10 protein-coding genes are annotated in these 16,850 nt (G+C 55.3%); 9 read left to right on the forward strand and 1 reads right to left on the reverse strand.

Translation table 11 applies throughout. From position 1 onward, the window contains the following. Positions 1-103: 103 nt before the first annotated feature. From HG15A2_RS06220 to HG15A2_RS06230, 3 genes are all read left to right on the forward strand, one after another. Positions 104-6,208 carry a hypothetical protein gene (locus HG15A2_RS06220; protein ID WP_145058884.1) on the forward strand — a complete coding sequence of 2,035 codons (6,105 nt, stop codon included), beginning with the start codon at positions 104-106 and terminating at the stop codon, positions 6,206-6,208. Between the two features lie 260 nt (positions 6,209-6,468). After that, positions 6,469-8,397: a PEP-CTERM sorting domain-containing protein gene (locus HG15A2_RS06225; RefSeq protein ID WP_145058886.1), complete on the forward strand. Its 1,929-nt coding sequence runs from the start codon at positions 6,469-6,471 to the stop codon at positions 8,395-8,397. Positions 8,398-8,552: 155 nt separating this feature from the next. After that, positions 8,553-9,191 carry a TlpA family protein disulfide reductase gene (locus HG15A2_RS06230; RefSeq protein WP_145058889.1) on the forward strand — a complete coding sequence of 213 codons (639 nt, stop codon included), beginning with the start codon at positions 8,553-8,555 and terminating at the stop codon, positions 9,189-9,191. A 219-nt stretch (positions 9,192-9,410) separates the two neighbouring features. On the opposite strand, the gene HG15A2_RS06235 is transcribed toward HG15A2_RS06230, so the two are convergent. Beyond that, entirely contained in the window at positions 9,411-11,216 is a 1,806-nt protein-coding gene (locus tag HG15A2_RS06235) for a hypothetical protein (protein WP_145058891.1), read from the reverse strand. Positions 11,217-11,354: 138 nt separating this feature from the next. On the opposite strand from HG15A2_RS06235, the gene HG15A2_RS06240 reads away from it, so the two are divergent. The 6 genes from HG15A2_RS06240 (at position 11,355) to HG15A2_RS06265 (ending at position 16,785) form a co-directional block, all read left to right on the forward strand. Continuing rightward, positions 11,355-12,581, forward strand: coding sequence for a hypothetical protein (locus HG15A2_RS06240; protein WP_145058893.1), 1,227 nt, complete (start codon positions 11,355-11,357; stop codon positions 12,579-12,581). A 179-nt stretch (positions 12,582-12,760) separates the two neighbouring features. Continuing rightward, positions 12,761-13,045: a hypothetical protein gene (locus HG15A2_RS06245; protein WP_246117895.1), complete on the forward strand. Its 285-nt coding sequence runs from the start codon at positions 12,761-12,763 to the stop codon at positions 13,043-13,045. 72 nt (positions 13,046-13,117) lie between these two features. Beyond that, positions 13,118-14,068, forward strand: a complete 951-nt coding sequence (gene xerC / locus HG15A2_RS06250; protein WP_315851217.1) for a tyrosine recombinase XerC — start codon at positions 13,118-13,120, stop codon at positions 14,066-14,068. 139 nt (positions 14,069-14,207) lie between these two features. Then, positions 14,208-14,894 carry a DUF899 family protein gene (locus HG15A2_RS06255; RefSeq protein WP_145058897.1) on the forward strand — a complete coding sequence of 229 codons (687 nt, stop codon included), beginning with the start codon at positions 14,208-14,210 and terminating at the stop codon, positions 14,892-14,894. An 11-nt stretch (positions 14,895-14,905) separates the two neighbouring features. Continuing rightward, positions 14,906-15,085, forward strand: a complete 180-nt coding sequence (locus tag HG15A2_RS06260; protein WP_145058899.1) for a hypothetical protein — start codon at positions 14,906-14,908, stop codon at positions 15,083-15,085. A 323-nt stretch (positions 15,086-15,408) separates the two neighbouring features. Beyond that, positions 15,409-16,785: a sigma-54-dependent transcriptional regulator gene (locus tag HG15A2_RS06265; RefSeq protein WP_145058901.1), complete on the forward strand. Its 1,377-nt coding sequence runs from the start codon at positions 15,409-15,411 to the stop codon at positions 16,783-16,785. Positions 16,786-16,850: the final 65 nt, after the last annotated feature.

A 16,850-nucleotide genomic window follows, 5' to 3' on the forward strand; every position in this document is an offset into this window, starting at 1 on the left:
GCTAGGCGCTGGTTGTTAGTAACCAGCGCCTAGCGCCCAGCGCCCAACCAACCAACCAATACTGAGCGGGCCGGGGCAAACGATTCGCTCAGGAGAAGAGAAGATGAACGATAAGCAACGAACACCGAACATGGGCGCTGGGCGCGAGGCGCTAGACGCTAGTTCTCCGCTGCCAAAACCAGCGCCCAGCGCCCAGCGCCGAGCGCCCAAGCGCCAACGCCGCAAAGGCATTTTGCTCCTGGTGGCGCTCAGCATGCTCGTGCTGTTCCTGTTGGTCGGCACCGCGTTTGTGGTGACGTCGCGGCACGCGTACCGCACCCAAAAGGCAGAGGCCAAGGCGAGCCAAAACACGAGCGCCGAAGTCGGCCAAGCCGATTTGCTGGACGACATTCTCAAACAAGTCGTGCGCGACACGAAGAACCCCAATAGCGTGCTGCGTAATCACAGTTTGTTAAGAGATATGTACGGGGAAGACGGGTTTGTGGGGAGCGTGCCAGTGCCGAACGCTCAGACTGACGCCGACGGCCTGACGGCGCGTTGGGCACCGACGCGCGATGTCGATGGTGTGTCGCAAAACTTCAATATCACCAACGGTCAGATTCTTGAAATCGACGTGCTTGGCGTCGAGGACCTATTCGGCAATCAAGCCGCGGCGAATGTCGTCAACGGCATGAAATTGCAGAGGAATGCCTACAATGGCATGACGCTCACTTTCACTAGCGGCTTTGCAAAAGGAGTGAGCACTCGAATCGTCGGCTACATCCCGGCCAACCATTTGATAGATCCCGTAAGCGGTAGCTTGGCAACGCCAACTCCTACTTACCCGCGTAAATTCGCCAGATTTCGCTTGCTCGCCTTTCCGTTGGCCGATGGTAGCACACTCAATCAGGACTATGACCGCGACGGCGATATCGATCAACTCGACTTCCAGCAACTCTTGGAAGGCAGCGAATTCGTCGTGAACGGCCGGCCGTTCAATGGCACGGGGGTTGGTTACGACTCTACGGCAACGACGGGCGATGCACGATTAAGTGCAAAAGAAATGGTTACTCTTCTCGATGGTTCAACGACTCTCGATATGCAAGTTGCTCTTGAGCCAAATACCATTTTCTTTGATCCAGGATCGGTAGTATCGACAACTGGAACCACGTTCAATTATTTCCCGCCAAATCCGCTGGGTACAATCACGGTCAATTCTCCCTACTCCGGTTTTGGTGGCAGCGATGAGAGTTACGACGCGGTTGACTTTCAAAACATGCTGCTGGCGTTGATGCCGAAGGACCTACAGGGAAATGCATGGGTCGTTAACGATGTAACTGACCCCTCCTCCTGGCCAAGCGATCCAACCTCGTTGAGCACGTCTGGTAACAACGTGCCGCTGCCGTCGTTGCATCGACCTGCTCTGTTGAACTATTGGAAAACAGAAGTTGCCAACAGTGGCAGTCACTTGGCTGTCGAGCCAATGGTTCTTCGCAAGGTCATGCTCCGCCCGAGTTGGTTGGATCATCCGAACTTCACCGGCAGCAACCCCGAATTTGCACAAGCCTTCAACCAGTTTGATACCAACCGCGCGGACCCTGATAACCAACGACTAATAGTCAACCGCATGATCGCTGGTCCGTGGGATGTCGACAACGACAACGACGGCTACCGCGATAGCGTGTGGGTAGACTTCGGCGCGAGTATCATCAGTATGCCGGACGGCACCCTCGTCAAACCGATGGCCGCGGTGCTGTGTTTGGATTTGGATGGGCGCTTGAATGTGAATGCGCACGGGTCGCGAGAGCAAGTAAAGTCGAAAGTTTTCACGACTCGCCCGCCTGGTGCTTACCCTCCATTTTATGATGCTGAACTTGCTGGCACCGCAGTAGCTCTCGACTTGCCATTTGGCCAAGGCCTTGGACCGGCGGATATTGACTTGGAACCTTTGCTCGGTGCTGAATGGGCCAATCGTACTATAGGTGGTTCCCGAGGCATTGATGCAACTGGCTTAGCCCCGCTTTCAGGGCGTCAATTGACCGGGCGCTATGGAAATATTTATACCGATGGGTTCGGCTACCCTGGCTCTCCTAGTCAAATGGACATTCAATACCAGCTTAATATGCAGGGAGTACCAGTAGGATTTGGCAGTGCAGCGCCTCCTAGCCTGTACGGCAGTGCTCCCGATTTTGCGAGCAGTTACCCTTCCACAGGTATCAATGACTTTGGCCAACCTGTTAGCGTGATCGCCGAGGATACTTCGTACCAATCGAGGGACATGCCTTACGAGATGAATCTGCTCAACGTGTCTGGGGAGAGTCCGAATTCGCCCGACTCTCCGTACACAGTTAACGAATTGGAGCGTCTGCTGCGAGTGTACGATGCAGACGCGACTACTGCGTCAGAACGACTGGCCACGTTAACTAACTTTGTAGGATCGAACCTTCAGGCCCGTAACTTAATAACGACCGACTCGTTCGACCTGCCGGTCCCTGCAGGTGTGTTGCCGAGTTGGGTGAATGAGACCGATGGCACCAAGATGGACCTGGATGGCAATACGGGTAACGACGACAGTTTCCTAGAAGTCATGGGGCGTCCCGCTGTTGGGGCATCGTTTGCTGACTTGATGGAGTATCGCATGCGTGCAGTAACTGCTGGTCTGCGATACAACAGGACAGCCACGCCGAATTTCCTTCCTCCGCTGAGCGCCTTACAGCGTCGCGCCCTCGAACGCTTGATCCCCCAGGACCTTGCGGACGGCAAGTTGTTGGATATCAATCGAGCGTTGGGGAACGGGCGTGATGACAACAACAACGGTGTGGTTGATGAGCCAGGTGAGCCAGAAGGAGCCCAATGGCGACTCCAGCAAAATGTCGCCGCATTAGGGCAACCGATCGATGTGCAACCTGTCGATCCGGCTGACAACATTCACCACCCCGCCGATGCGTTTGTGCGTGATGATCTTGCCACGACGGTCGATATGATTGATCGCAATCAGGACGGCATGATCGAGTTCGACTCCAAGGACCCAACCAAATCGCCCATCGAGTTGCGTGATCCGCGTGTACGGAGCGTCGCCTATCAGGTTGCGTGGGACAACCTGCGTCGTCAGGAACTGGCCAAGGATTTGTACATCACGGCGCTCGCCGCTGCCGACCCGTTTGATGTGGACTCCGACGATGGCAAACGAAGATGCCGCGAACTGGCACAATGGGCGATCAACTCGGTTGATTTTCGCGATGCCGACTCCGCCATGACCGCTTTTGAGTACGATCACAACCCGTTCGATGGATGGGATGTTGATGGCGAGATCGGTACCCTGGGCGGGGTGAACAACACTCTAGATAGCCTCGGGCCCGATGGCAAAGCGGGGACAGCTGACGACATTGGCGGCATCGTTTGGGGACTGGAACGGCCCGAACTGGTCATGACTGAAACGCTCGCTTGGCATGACCGTCGCACCAGCAACTACTCGAATGAGATTATCTACTCGGACCGCAATAATCCTAATCCTAACCAGCCTCCTAGGAATCCCTCGTTGCTAGATCGGAGCGATCCTGAGAAGGACCAAGATTTCGACCAGAGGTTCGTTCCAAGAGGCGGGTTGTTAATTGAACTCTATAATCCTAACGCGCCAAACCCCGCTGCGCCTGCCGATACACATCGGATTGTGGGCGGGCAAGACCTTGGGGTTAATCTGTCCACCTTTACCAATTACACCGACTTAAGTGGAAGTGCCCAACGCTCACCCGTGTGGCGGATGGCTTTTTATAAGAGAACCCAAAAATATGCTAGCGATCAAGCTATGCAGTGGAATCCCGATTCGCTCGTTGATTGGAAAGTGGCGAACGGGGGAACTGCAGCCGTTGTAGGTCGTCCTCCTGCGGATGCCAAACTCGACCGCTGTGCCTATTTTACCGATTTTGCTCCTGCTTATGACGTGATGGTAGAGGGCGAGCCCTTCTATTCAGGGACCACAAGTCCCTACCACGTGCGGCCAGGGCGTTACATGGTAGTCGGTGGTGACAACCAAGTAGTGATCGCAGACCAAGACGGTTCTCGAAGCGACCCAGCCAAGAAATCTCGTCGTTTTGAACTCAATACTACGACCGGTTCGGTCAGGCTTATGCACGAGAAGGATGGGGTAATCGAAGACCCGCTGACAGGGGAGGAGATGCGTACACCACTCGACAGCGGATTTGCAGATGCGAGTGCCACAGCTGCCGCCACTCCGGGCGCTGACGTTGCCATCATCAACATGCCCAATCCACTCACCGCTTCAGAACCAGCAGAGGGTTATCCCGAAAGGATTATGGGAGCTCGGTTGGACAAGACAACAGGTGAGTACAAGGATAGCAACGGGACCTTGATGACACTTGATGTACCAATGGACGGACCGATTGGAACTACCCGTCCGGCGAATGAAGTGCACCCGGCCTATCCTGAGTTCGAAGCTGCAAAACAGAGGGTTGACGCGATTTATGCCAGTAAGCCTGACCCGCGAGTTACCTACTCGGTCATTTTTTTGCAAAGGCTGGCAAATCCATTGCTTGGTTGGAATCCCGAAGCCGGTCATCCAGAGCACCGCGAGGATGATCCTGTCAATCCTTATCGTACAGTCGATTCGATGGGAGTTAACCTAAGCGTTTTCAATAGCATCGGCGATGTGGCAATTGGTCAGGTGGGGAATGAAGAGGATGGCACGTCACCGCGCGAGGCACGCAGGACTTTTACGAGCTTACAACGAGGCATGACTGGGCAAGAAAAGCTCGGGTCGGCTGCGACCGCTCCTATGGCATCGTTGATGGCGTTTGAGCCGTTTTCTTCCGAAAAGCGAGCTACGCTGGGCCCAAGGAATGGAGCCGATGGGCTGGGGTTTAACCCGCCAGCACCGGCTGATTTCAAGAACATGCTTACGGGCCAAGACTACAACGGTGATTTTACGTTCGATGCAATTCCGTCAGCCACGATGGGTTACCTCAATCGTCCTTTCCAGGACACCGCACTTTCCGGAGAAGCACTCCATGCGAAGCCCCAGACCCCCTTCGATTGGCTAACCTGGAACAATCGCCCTTACGTTAGCGGAAATGAGTTGATGCTGGTACCACGAACGAGTTCATTTGAATTATTCCGGGCGTTCGCGACAGCAGATCCGAAAGACAACGATCCGGTGACGGGATTGGAACAAGAGTGGCCTTATCAAGCGATTCAAAATGGAGCAGCCACGCCTGCACATAACGGATTTGAGCACTTGCTTGGTTTCCACAACACACTTGATCCGGCTGCAACGATGCCTCCTGCCCCCGAGGAGCCCATGACGGGGCTTTACCGCATGTTGGATTACGTGCATACACCCTCGCTGTTCGTGGGCACCAAGAATTGGCTCAATCCGGTTGCCTTCAATAACAACACGGTGCCTGTCACTTCCACGGACGATCCTCGCTATGGCAAGCTGATTCCCAACAACTTTGTCTCTGAGTTCCGCGACCCGGGCGAGGTGAATCTCAATACCATTGCCGACGGTACCGTCTGGAAAGGTATCCAGCAGGATATGGGAGGGGCGCAGAAGCACCTGGGTCCGGAAGCTCAGGAGTTTGCCAGCTCCCGACGTGGGTACGGTAGTGACAGCGACGCTATGCTGTCGCTGAGCAGTGATAGTCCAACTTTCTTTGCCAATCCGTTCCGGGCTACGGGTGCCGGGGACCTTGTTCCCCTAGCAGCGATGGAGCGACCGGATGTCGAGACGGGACTGCTACGCAGTGACTCACTTGATGCGACCATGGCACCCAGTGATACGCCTGTTATGTTTGAGCGCAAAGAGGCTCGCAACGGAGCGACAAAAGATCCAAGGAACACGGATCGCAACGCCTATTTCCATTACCAACCGGTGACTCGACTGGATAATCTTACAACGACACGATCCAATGTGTTCGCTGTTTGGATCACGGTAGGGTTTTTTGAGGTGGCACCGGCACCGGCACCGACGTCTGGGGAATTCCAGTCCTTAAACGATCCGAGTAATAATCTAACCTCGGCCCAGTTGCAGGCGCTGTACGATCGCATCTACCCGGAAGGGTATCAACTAGGGCGTGAGTTTGGTCTGGACACGGGCGACACGCGACGGCTGAGAAAGTTCAGCATTGTGGACCGTTCGATCCCCGTTGGGTTCGAACCGGGCGTGGATCACAATGTCGAGGAGACTATCCGCTTGGATCGTCAAATCGAGTAAATACGGCTTTGTTTTGAACAAACGGCGTCGGCATAACCGGCAATTCCGGGACGTTTAGCGGATTCACCTAGCTAGGTCGCGCAATTTCGTTGACAGGACTAGGCCCAAGAGAAAATGATGGAGGGAGGCGCATCTCGTGTGCATGCTCCCAATGAATCGTCGCACGGACTACGTTAAGCGACTCGAAACTATTCTTCTGAACAGAGAATGAACAGGTATTAACTGTGTATCAAAATCTAATAACACTTAGAGGGCGACTCTTGTCGCTGTCTATCGCACTTGCCCTATTGGCACCCTCAGTTCATGCGGATGTCATAGGCAATGGTGACGTCACTCCGGTAATAGATAACGGCAGCGGGACTGATGTACCCGACCTGCCACAGTTTGGTGGCGCTGTCACAGGTGGCGACTTGGTTGTCGGCGGAACTGGAATGCAGGTAGGAGGTACGGATTTTGGTACCGTCGTTGTGGATGTTCCTCAAGACACCGATCCGCTCACTGCCACGAACGTTACGATTGGTGGCATCTTCGACGGTTACGGTCTGATTCAGGTAGTGGGCGCTGGTTCCTCACTGCGAGTCCAGGATCGGTTTATTGTGGGAGAGGAAGGTCAGGGTGTATTGTCTATATTTGCGGGAGCACAAGTAAGAACCAACGTCGATGATACGGGTGCACCATCGGGAATGATGGGTACGCGAACAGACCCGGACATGGCGATTGGTGAGATTGAAGGCTCGCAAGGGTTCGTAACGGTCGATGGTTTGGGTTCTCTGTTGCGTAACAATACTCTCGCTGTGGGACACGGCGGCTTTGGTCGCCTCGATATCACTAATTTTGCTCGCGTGCAAACCGACGACGAAGCGATTATCGGTAACGAAGAAGTCTCCGGCGGAACCGGAACTCCACAGCAGCCTGGCAACGGCAGTGTCTATGTAAGTGGTCGCGGAACGCGTTGGAATATTGGTCCTGGTACGAATACGGGCACGACCGGCGATTTGATCGTGGGTAACGAGGGGCGTGGCTTGTTGGAGATCCGTGAAGAAGCCTATGTGCGTGTTGTTCACGATGCCGAATTTGGGGTGGAATCCGGTTCGTTCGGCGAAGTCGTGATTAGCGATCAAGGGTCGTTGTTATGGATTCTCAACGACACCCAGATTGGGCATGCTTCCGATGAGACGGCTCGCAGTACGGTGCATGTTGAGAATGACGGTCTGTTCCGCGTCGATGGCAATTTTGACGTTGGAGTTAGCGGACGCATTAATCTGGCGGGCGGGATCATTCTGACACCTACGGTTACTAACACGGGCGTCATTCGTGGCGATGGTCGCATCGAGGGAGACATCTTGAACGCTGGGGGAGACATCCGCACGGCAGCTGGGATTGCCAATATACGCGAGCAGATGTTGGTGACCGGTTCCGTCGTTAACAGCGGTATTGTCGAGTCGATCGGTGGCGAGATGGAGTTCGAAGAACTATTTACGAACAATGTCGACGGACAAATTTTTGGTAAGGATGCGATCCTGCGGTTCCGCGGTAACCTTGTTGATAATGGCGAGATGTATATTGAGAACACCGTGGTCGAAGCCCCGCTGCTCAGCGTGGGATCGTTGACTGTTGGCGCTGCTTCGTCATTTGTGCTCGGCGATTTGGCCATGTCCGGTATCAGTGAGCTCTCCATGCACATCGACGATGACGACGATCATAGCCGTCTGGCAATGACGGGCGATGCGATGCTCGGCGGAGCGTTGCGGCTGACGATCGACTCGGGCTACAACCCGCAGGATGGCGATACGTTTGAGATCATGACCGCGGATAGTATCATCGGAACGTTTGATATCGAGCCGCTCTCGATCGACCCTGATTTCAGTTACGTGGTGGATTACCAATCGGATGCCGTTTACATCAACGTGGTGGCGGGGAACACGAATTTGGTGGGTGACTACAACGGCGATGGCATGGTCGATAGCCTGGACCTCGACGAGTGGCAGATAGATTTTGGCATGACTGACGGCAGCGATGGCGATGGGGATAGCGACTCCGACGGGTTCGACTTCCTGCTGTGGCAGCAACAATTCGGCGTGAGTGCCATCGCTTCTGGCGGTGCCGCTACCGGCGCTGTACCTGAGCCTTCGAGCCTGGTGCTTGCCTTAGGGCTCATTGTTGGAGCCGGTTTGCGTCGCAAGCGATAGGCGTAGGATGGGTTCAAGAAGCGTCAAGGCAGTTGCCAGAGTGACTACCGCAGAATAGGTCCCGATCCAAGTTGGATCGGGTGGATCGGGGCCATTTCGGCGGTAGCGAGAAATGTCAACTTTTTCTTGAAGCAATACTTAGGAAGGCACGCGCTATGGAAAGTGACTATTCATCGCAGGAGGGGGCCTCGCAGCCGGGCGGTGGTGGTATTCCGACGCCGCTGGTGATACTGGGGGTGTTTGCCGTTGCGCTGGCGGCCGTTCTTTGGCGGACTGATACTTCTGCCGGCCGCCCGCCCGTCCCTTCTGGCACGTCCTGGCCTGGAGTACAGGCTGATGGGTGGCTGAATGCTCCGGCAGGCGACGACGTTGCGGGAAGCGATGACGTTGCGGGAAGCGACTTTGATATCAATGCGGTAGTGAATTCTGGCGACGTTGTGTTCGTCGACTGCATGGCATCGTGGTGCGGGCCGTGCTTGGCGGAGATGCCGCGGATCGTCGAGGCGGCTGACGCGTACCGGCCTTTAGGGGTTCAGTTCGTGAGCCTATCGATGGAAACCGAGCGCGACGTTCAGAAGCTGCAAGACTTTCTCGACGCTTCGCCTGGCGCCAATTGGCCGCTTGGCTATGGGTGCAAAGGTTTCTTCGACCGATTGGGGATCCAGGGCATTCCTACGTTCATCATTTTCGTAGACGGCCAAGTGAGTTGGTCCGGGTACGGTGGGCAGAACTTTACCAATGCGCTTGATGCAGCGGTTGCGGTGGGAAGAAGTGGGCGGAAGAGTGGGCAGTAGGCAGCAATATCGCAACCTTGCCTCGTTCCCACGCTCCTGCGTGGTAACGGGATATCCAGCCGTAGGGTATGTCGAGTGGAGCGAGGCGTACCGAGCTCAAGGCACCAAGGACTTCAGACTTCGGGCTTCAGGGTTGCCCTGGAGGCCTGAAGCCCGAGGTCTGAGGTCCGAAGCCGTAGATACGGGCAAACCGGTACGCCTCGTGGAGCTCGACATACCCTACGGACTTGGCTGCCAGTTGCTCCATACGATTGCTTCTTTGTCGCCTCTGATTTTCTGACTCTCGGTCATTGGTTCCAGCCAGATGTTTCTGCCAAACAGAGGAGCTGTCGGTATTTGGAGAGTAGCAGCAGCCACGAGGCTACTGGTGCCGTACTGTTGTTGCCAGACGGTGAGATCGTCGAGGTCGATATTTCCGTCGAAGTCGGCATCGCCCTGAGCGTTGACGGCCCCTAAAGGTATGCCAGCACTGGTTTGCCAGGTGAGGAAATCGAAGCCTGAAACGGCTGCTTCCTTATTAAAATCGGCATCCGGGGCGGGGATGCTAGTGACAAGGCGGATGTTGTCGATTCGGACTGCCGAGTCGATGCCATCGCCGGCCGAATCGTTGATGCGGAACTCGAGCGTGTCAACAAAACCGCCGTGGGTGAAGGAGAGCGGTGCTTGGTGATCGATCACGAAGCTGCCATTGATCGAGCTAAGTAGCAACGATTCGATTACGGTATCGCCAATGATTACCTGAAGTTGATCGTCCGGCGAGGAGCCTTCGATGCCGTAAATTTGATAGTCATACTCAACGGCCACGGTGTTGACGTCGAACCACAGCGGGTTGTGGCGGCGGAACGAGGCGTTGCCGGCGGCATCGAGTTCGAGATAGTCGCCGCTATCATCAACATCGCCCGTACCACTACCACCGTGGCGAATCCAGCCAGGAGGATTGTCGCTGAAAACGCCAAAGTTAAATCGGAAGTCACCGTTATTGACGGTTTCAATGGAACCGGCGTCGATCTTTGAACCGAACTGCTCAAGTCCGGCACGGCTGCCGCCGGCAATTTCTGAGAAGTGAAAACCGATGGCATCGCGGGCTGGTACGCCCGAGTTGCCCCACCAGCTATCGGGGAAGCTCACATCACCATCGTTGTTGCGACCTGCTGCATTGAAGCCGGAATAGTTGGAATCAAAGGGCTCAGTCACCGTGCCGTAGTACCAAGTATGCACGTCGCTATGCTCCAGCCCACCGCCGCCGTTCTCTAGGACGGTCGTAGGAAGTCGCAAGTTGTAGGCTCCGTTAGTGCGTACGCCGTTGAAGTCGAAGAAAACCGGTTCGTAGGAGCCGTTCTGCTGATAGTAGTTGTCAGCAAATAGGACGTTATTGTAGGTGAATATACGACTATTATTGTTGGGGTCCGTAGAGACGTACCCCTGATCGTTCATAGCACTAGCTGGGTGACCGTCGAGCGTTGTGACATGGTCGATCATCGTTGAGAAATAATGGTCAAATCGCTCGGTCACTAGGGAGTTAACCACGGTGCCGCGACTATGTCCGATGAAATGGAAGTCGAGGAGCCCGCCTTCTTCGATAGCGGGCGTTTCGAGTCCCAGTTCATAGAAGCTTTGTCCAGTCAGGTCTCCCGACAAATAGTCGTTGTCATCGACTAGGCTTGCAAACAAGCTGTCTGCCGCGGCTTCGGCCCAACCATCGTTCAGGGCACCTGATTCTTGCGACCAGTCGTACAGCAGGACGACGTGTTCTGCGGCGGAATTGCTGTTCGTCCAGACGCTGTTGTCTAGCGCCGACCAACGCCCAGTCGTTTGGTCATGGCGGAAGATGCTACCCGTGGTGCGATCAGTCGCGCTGCCATCGGCGCGATCGAGGATGGCTTGTCCCAAAGTCACTTCCCAATCCGGCAATCCGGCTACTACTTGGGCTCCGTGAGTGATAATCGTCACCCCAGCAGCATCGAGTAGTTCGCGCGCTTCGAGTCGTTCGATACGTAGAGAACGCCAGTGAGTCATAAGAAACATGCCGAATGCTAGCAGTTGAATGCAGTTCAGTGACTGCTTTGGGAAACTTCAGACTTTCACTTTAGCGATTATATCAATTGTGTCGATCCATATGAGTAAGCCAAAAAGGGGGGATCCTTTCGTGGTGGAATTCTTCGCGTGATTAGTCGGTTGTCCAAATCGCTCTCCAGAGCGTCGCTGCTCTCCCAGGTGTCCCTCTGGACACTGCTAGCAGCCTGCGTGTTGCCCGCTGCAGGGTGCCGCCTGATTATTCCCGAGGTGACGTACCGTCCGGTGATACGTAACCCGTTCCCACAGCTTAGCCGCGTGGCGGTTGCGCCTTTCTTCAATCAAAGCGACGAGCCTACGGTGGATGGCCGGCAGTTTGCGATGGCTTATTTCGCCGAACTACAAGCAACGCCGGGCTTTGAAGTTGTGCCGGTAACCGTCGTGGAAGAAGCGATGATTCAGCATCGAATCGATCTGAGCGGTCCGGGTGAAGCGCGGCGGTTAGCAAAGATTCTTGGCGTGGATGCCGTTGCCGTCGGATCGGTGACTGATTTCTCAGCCTACTATCCGCCTCGTTGTGGTCTGAAAGTTGAGTGGTACTCGGCAGACGTTGGTTTCCATGAAATCCCTGCAGGATATGGTTTACCTTGGAACACGCCTGAGGAAGAGTTTATTCCCGACTCGCTCGTTTACGAAGCGCAGCTTGCCCAGGCTCGCTCGGAGATGACCGCCCAGCCCTCGGCTTGCAATACGCAGATTAAAGTACTCCCACCACCACCTGAGGTGAGCACCGATTCAGGCTTCGGAACGCAGCAAGCCGGCTTCCAATCGGTGCGGCTCGCACAGGCTGTCGAAGAAGTGGCTCCGGGCGATCAAGCTGGAGATATCAGTGATCGGGACGTGTTTGAAGAGCCTGCGTTTGCTGGTGCTGAAGATGCATCGGAAGCTTTGCCTTTGCCATCGAGTGACAGCACGGAAGCGTCGGAGATGCTAGCTCCCGCGCCGGATGAGCCGTTGCTGCTGCCGGGTGCAATGAACGGCACAAATGACACGACCGGGACGATCGTCATGACGCCCCATAGCGGAGCAATCCTTAACGGGTGCCAGCAGCAAGAGTTGTTTGAGTGTGTGCCACATCATGGACCGGTCCTCAACCACACGAAGATCTATCGGGGCAACGACCCTGAAATTACCGAGGCGCTCAAGGGTTACGTGTACTTTCAAGACGACGCGCGATTCGGTGGTTGGGAAGGTTACTTGCAACGCAGCGACGACTTCGTCCGCTTCTGCTGTCACTTGCATATCTCTGAAATGCTATCGGCTCGCGGCGGGAGTCGAAAAACAAGCATGGTGTGGCGCTGGCCCGATGTCCGATAAACCCTCTAGCAGACGGTTGTTTGAAGCGAAGTTTCGACCACGCTGCTGATGGCTTGACTCTCAATTGATAGCCCGAGTTTGAGACGCCGAGCTGAGACCACTGCTGCGAACGGATTTCGCGCTGCCGTGTGCTCCGTTCGCCAAGAGCCATCCCCGCCAGAAAAGACGCACGACCCGATGTGTGTCGCCGACCCAAAACGTACTTCGAGCAAGAAGTGCCCGCACCCCAGAAAGCCCGACCCGTGAGTGACGATATCAATGTGCTAGCCCTGGTTAAGGGCAAGGAACGGTACGTTTTTCTCTACGACGATTCCCAGCGCGCAAAGACCTTGCGTACGCTCGGGCGTTTTGCGTCGAACCCCGAGCTAAGTTTCAGCTGGTACGACGCCGCCGTGCTCAGCCAGAAACTGCGCAACAATGCGCCGAGCAAAGAGATTAAAGTCGACGAGATTCCGTTTAAGTGAGAAGAGGAAATAGGTTTTTAGGGTAGTAGGGCTAGTGGAAATGAACTTGGAGGGCCTTCACAACCTTCCCTCATGACATCGATCCCCATCCAGCTAATCCCTACCCCCGAAGCCTATCTATATATGCGAAGCAAAATTGCTCAGTTTTTGAAGCATTTGCAGATCGAACGGAATGCTTCGCCGCATACGCTCAAAGGCTATCGGGAAGACTTGCAGGCGTTTGCTGAGTACTTTGCTGAAGAAGATGGCAGCACGCCGGAGCCAGAGAGCATCGCTGCTGTGGAACTCCGCGGATTTCTTTCCGCCTTGCACGATGCGGGTTACGCGAAAACCTCGATCGCTCGCAAGCTTGCTTCGCTGCGTAGCTTCTATCGCTTTGGGCAACGAGATGGGTGGGCCGATAGCAACCCGGCTCGCGCCTTGAGGAACCCGCGCAAGGGTCGCAAGTTGCCGCATTTTCTTTCCTCGGAGGAGATTGGCAAGTTGCTTGCTGCGCCTTCCACGGAGAAAAAGCTTGGTGTGCGCGATTGCGCCATACTCGAGACGCTTTACTCGGCTGGGCTGCGAGTGAGCGAATTGGTTGGCCTCAACGACGGCGATCTCGACTTCTCGCAAGGCATTCTTCGCGTCCGAGGTAAAGGCCGCAAAGAACGCCTCGCCCCGCTAGGTTCTTTCGCGACACGCGCACTAGAGAAATGGCTGAAGGTTCGAGAACTCTCGCCGAAGGAAGCTACCGGTCGTGGTGCGCCCGTATTCGTGAACCGTTTTGGAACGCGGCTGACGACTCGCAGCGTTGGTCGGATGCTGGAGAAGTACTTGCAGGAAACGGGCCTCGACTCGCGCACGAGTCCGCACACTTTGCGGCATAGCTTCGCGACGCATCTGTTGGATCGCGGGGCCGATATTCGCAGCGTGCAGGAGTTGCTGGGCCACAAAAGCCTAGTGACGACGCAAATCTATACGCATCTGAGTACCGCGAATCTTCGCGAAGCGTACGAGAAAGCACACCCGCGGGCCGGGTAGCGATCTCCTCGGAACGACTACCTCGACGGCTGACGCATCACGGATCGGGGCCGCGGATTACTGCCTAACAGTCAGATAGGGTAGACTAAGGCGCAGTGATGTCTGTCTTGAGATCGTCCTCGTTCCCCGGAGCTCTTCCATGTCCGACTTGCGCTTTCCCAACGAGACCCAGGAATACCGCGACGCTCGCGACGCGTTGCTCGAAGAAGAAAAGAGCCTGATTGAAAAAGTGAAGGCGGTTGCCGCGAAACGCCGGGAGCTGCCCCGCGGCGGAAAGTTGAAGGAGGATTACGTTTTCGAGGGTGCCGACGATGACAAACTCGGGCAGGAAGTGAAATTCAGCCAGTTGTTTGGCAACAAGAGCACATTGCTACTTTATAGCTATATGTTTGGGAAGAACTGGGACAACCCTTGCCCTTCTTGCACTTCATTAATCGACGGATTTGATCGGGCGACCATCTCAGTGAGTCAGGACGCCGCGTTAGTCGTCGTTGCAAAAGCTCCGGCTCAACAGATCAACGATTGGGCAAAGCAGCGCGGCTGGAGCAACATCGAACTGATTTCTTCGGAGTCGAATTCGTATCTCGTTGATTACAAGTGCCAGTCAGGTGAGACCGATGACACCTTGCAACCGGTGATGCACGTGTTCACCAAGCAAGACGATGGCATCTACCACTTTTGGGGCACCGAGCTGTCGCACAATCACATGGATACCGTGTGGCCTTATTGGAATCTCATGGACATGACACCCGAAGGCCGTCCGGATGTGATCACCGCGCCGCAAAACTTTCGCTCAGAGTTTTTGGAGCTGCATTACCTCAGCTAGGTGCTCAAGCCATGGCTAATGCAGACCACGAGGCGACTCAGGCGGAGCCGTATGTGAAGCCGATGGACATCACCGGAAAAGTCATGCGTGGGTGGGCGCTGGTTATGCCTGCCGGTTTCAAGACCGACGTGGCGCTGAGGGGCTGGGTTGACCGCGGGGTGAAGTTTGCGCGGTCTTTGCCTGGGAAGTGAGGCAATCTCCACGGCGAGCAAGCTCGTCGGCTAACGGGACCATCTACGTCGATTTCTCTCTGTTGGCACAACCGGCACAACCCGCCCACCTGTTTTCTGCTGCTTTCTAGCAACAATGTTGACCTGGTGCGACCTGCGACGTACTTATTAAGCAACAGCCATTGCGAGCCACTCCCCGGAATCGCAACGCGAAGCGTTCTCTCCCCAAACGCTTTGCTGCACTTGCTCGTTGGTCCACTAAATGAGTGTCCACTAGAAGTACACGCACTAACGCGCTGAGTGAATCTGCCCGCGCGGCAGACTCTCAGAGGGGAGATTTCGATATGCTTAACGGCTCACTGCTCGTTGTCGATGACGACCGCCAAGTTCTTGAGTCCATGGTTGACTGGTTACGAGGCGAAGGGCTTACCGTTGATGGCGCCCGCGGCGCCGGCGAGGCCTCCGAACTCTTGGGCCGCAATCAGTACGATCTGGCTCTAATCGACGTTCGCCTACAAGATGGCGATGGGTTCGATCTACTCGAGCAGGTCCGCCGCTCGTATCCGCAAACCAATGTCATCTTGATGACCGGCTACGGTGATGCAGACTCTGCGGTTGAAGCGGTGCGTGCCGGGGCGCTTGACTATCTCACCAAGCCTCTAATCGATGACGAGCTCCTCATGGCGCTCGAGCGTGCTTTTGCTCAGCGTCAGGTCATCGAAGAAAACTCGCAGCTTCGCAAGGAACTCGACAAGCACTACTCAATGGGCACCATTGTGGGTCGCGACGCACGTATGCAGCGTGTGTTCGAAGTGGTTGAGAGTGTTGCTGACACAAAAGCCACAGTACTGGTGACTGGCGAAAGCGGCACCGGCAAGAGCATGATTGCCCGAGCGATTCATCGCTACAGCGATCGCGCTGGCAAGCCGTTCATTGAAGTTGCTTGCGGTGCATTGCCAGAGAATTTGCTGGAAAGCGAACTGTTCGGCCATGTGAAGGGTGCCTTTACCAGTGCCAGTACAGACAAGGTTGGCAAATTCATGCAAGCCAATGGCGGCACGATTTTCCTCGATGAAATCGGTACTGCCAGCCCTGCCATGCAGGTGAAACTGCTTCGCGTACTGCAAGAGTTAGAGTTCGAGCAAGTCGGCGGAGCGGAAACCTTTAAGGTTGATGTCCGGGTGATTCTTGCCACGAACGAGGACCTCGCCGAAGCCGTCGCCGAAGGACGCTTCCGTCAAGACCTCTACTATCGCGTGAACGTGATCAATATTGCGGTGCCTGCTCTTCGCGAGCGACGCAGCGATATTCCTCTGCTCGCTCAGCATTTCCTGACTGAACTGCTGGAAGACACAAATCGTCAAGTAACCGGATTTAGTGACGATGCCCTCATCGCTCTCGAATCCTACGCATGGCCCGGTAATATTCGCGAATTGCAAAATGCGGTGGAACGGGCTGTGCTCCTTGGCAAGACAGAAGTTATCACGGCTGGCGACTTGCCTAAGGATATCGTTGGTTCTCCTTCGATCAGCATTCCCCGAGTTGGCCAGAAAACGCTCAAAGAAGCACTCGAAGGCCCTGAGCGTCAGATCATCCTCGAAACGCTCGAAGAGTACTCTTGGAATCGGAACGCTACGGCAGACGCGCTCGGTGTGAACCGCACGACGCTCTACAAGAAGATGAAGAAGCTGGGACTGGAAGAAGAGCAGTTTGCTCAATAGGGCAACTAGAGCACCGCATCGTTATACACATTCTCTGTAGCCTGCGAGCTGCGCCTCATGTTTCA

Source organism: Adhaeretor mobilis (assembly GCF_007741515.1).
GTDB lineage: Bacteria > Planctomycetota > Planctomycetia > Pirellulales > Lacipirellulaceae > Adhaeretor > Adhaeretor mobilis.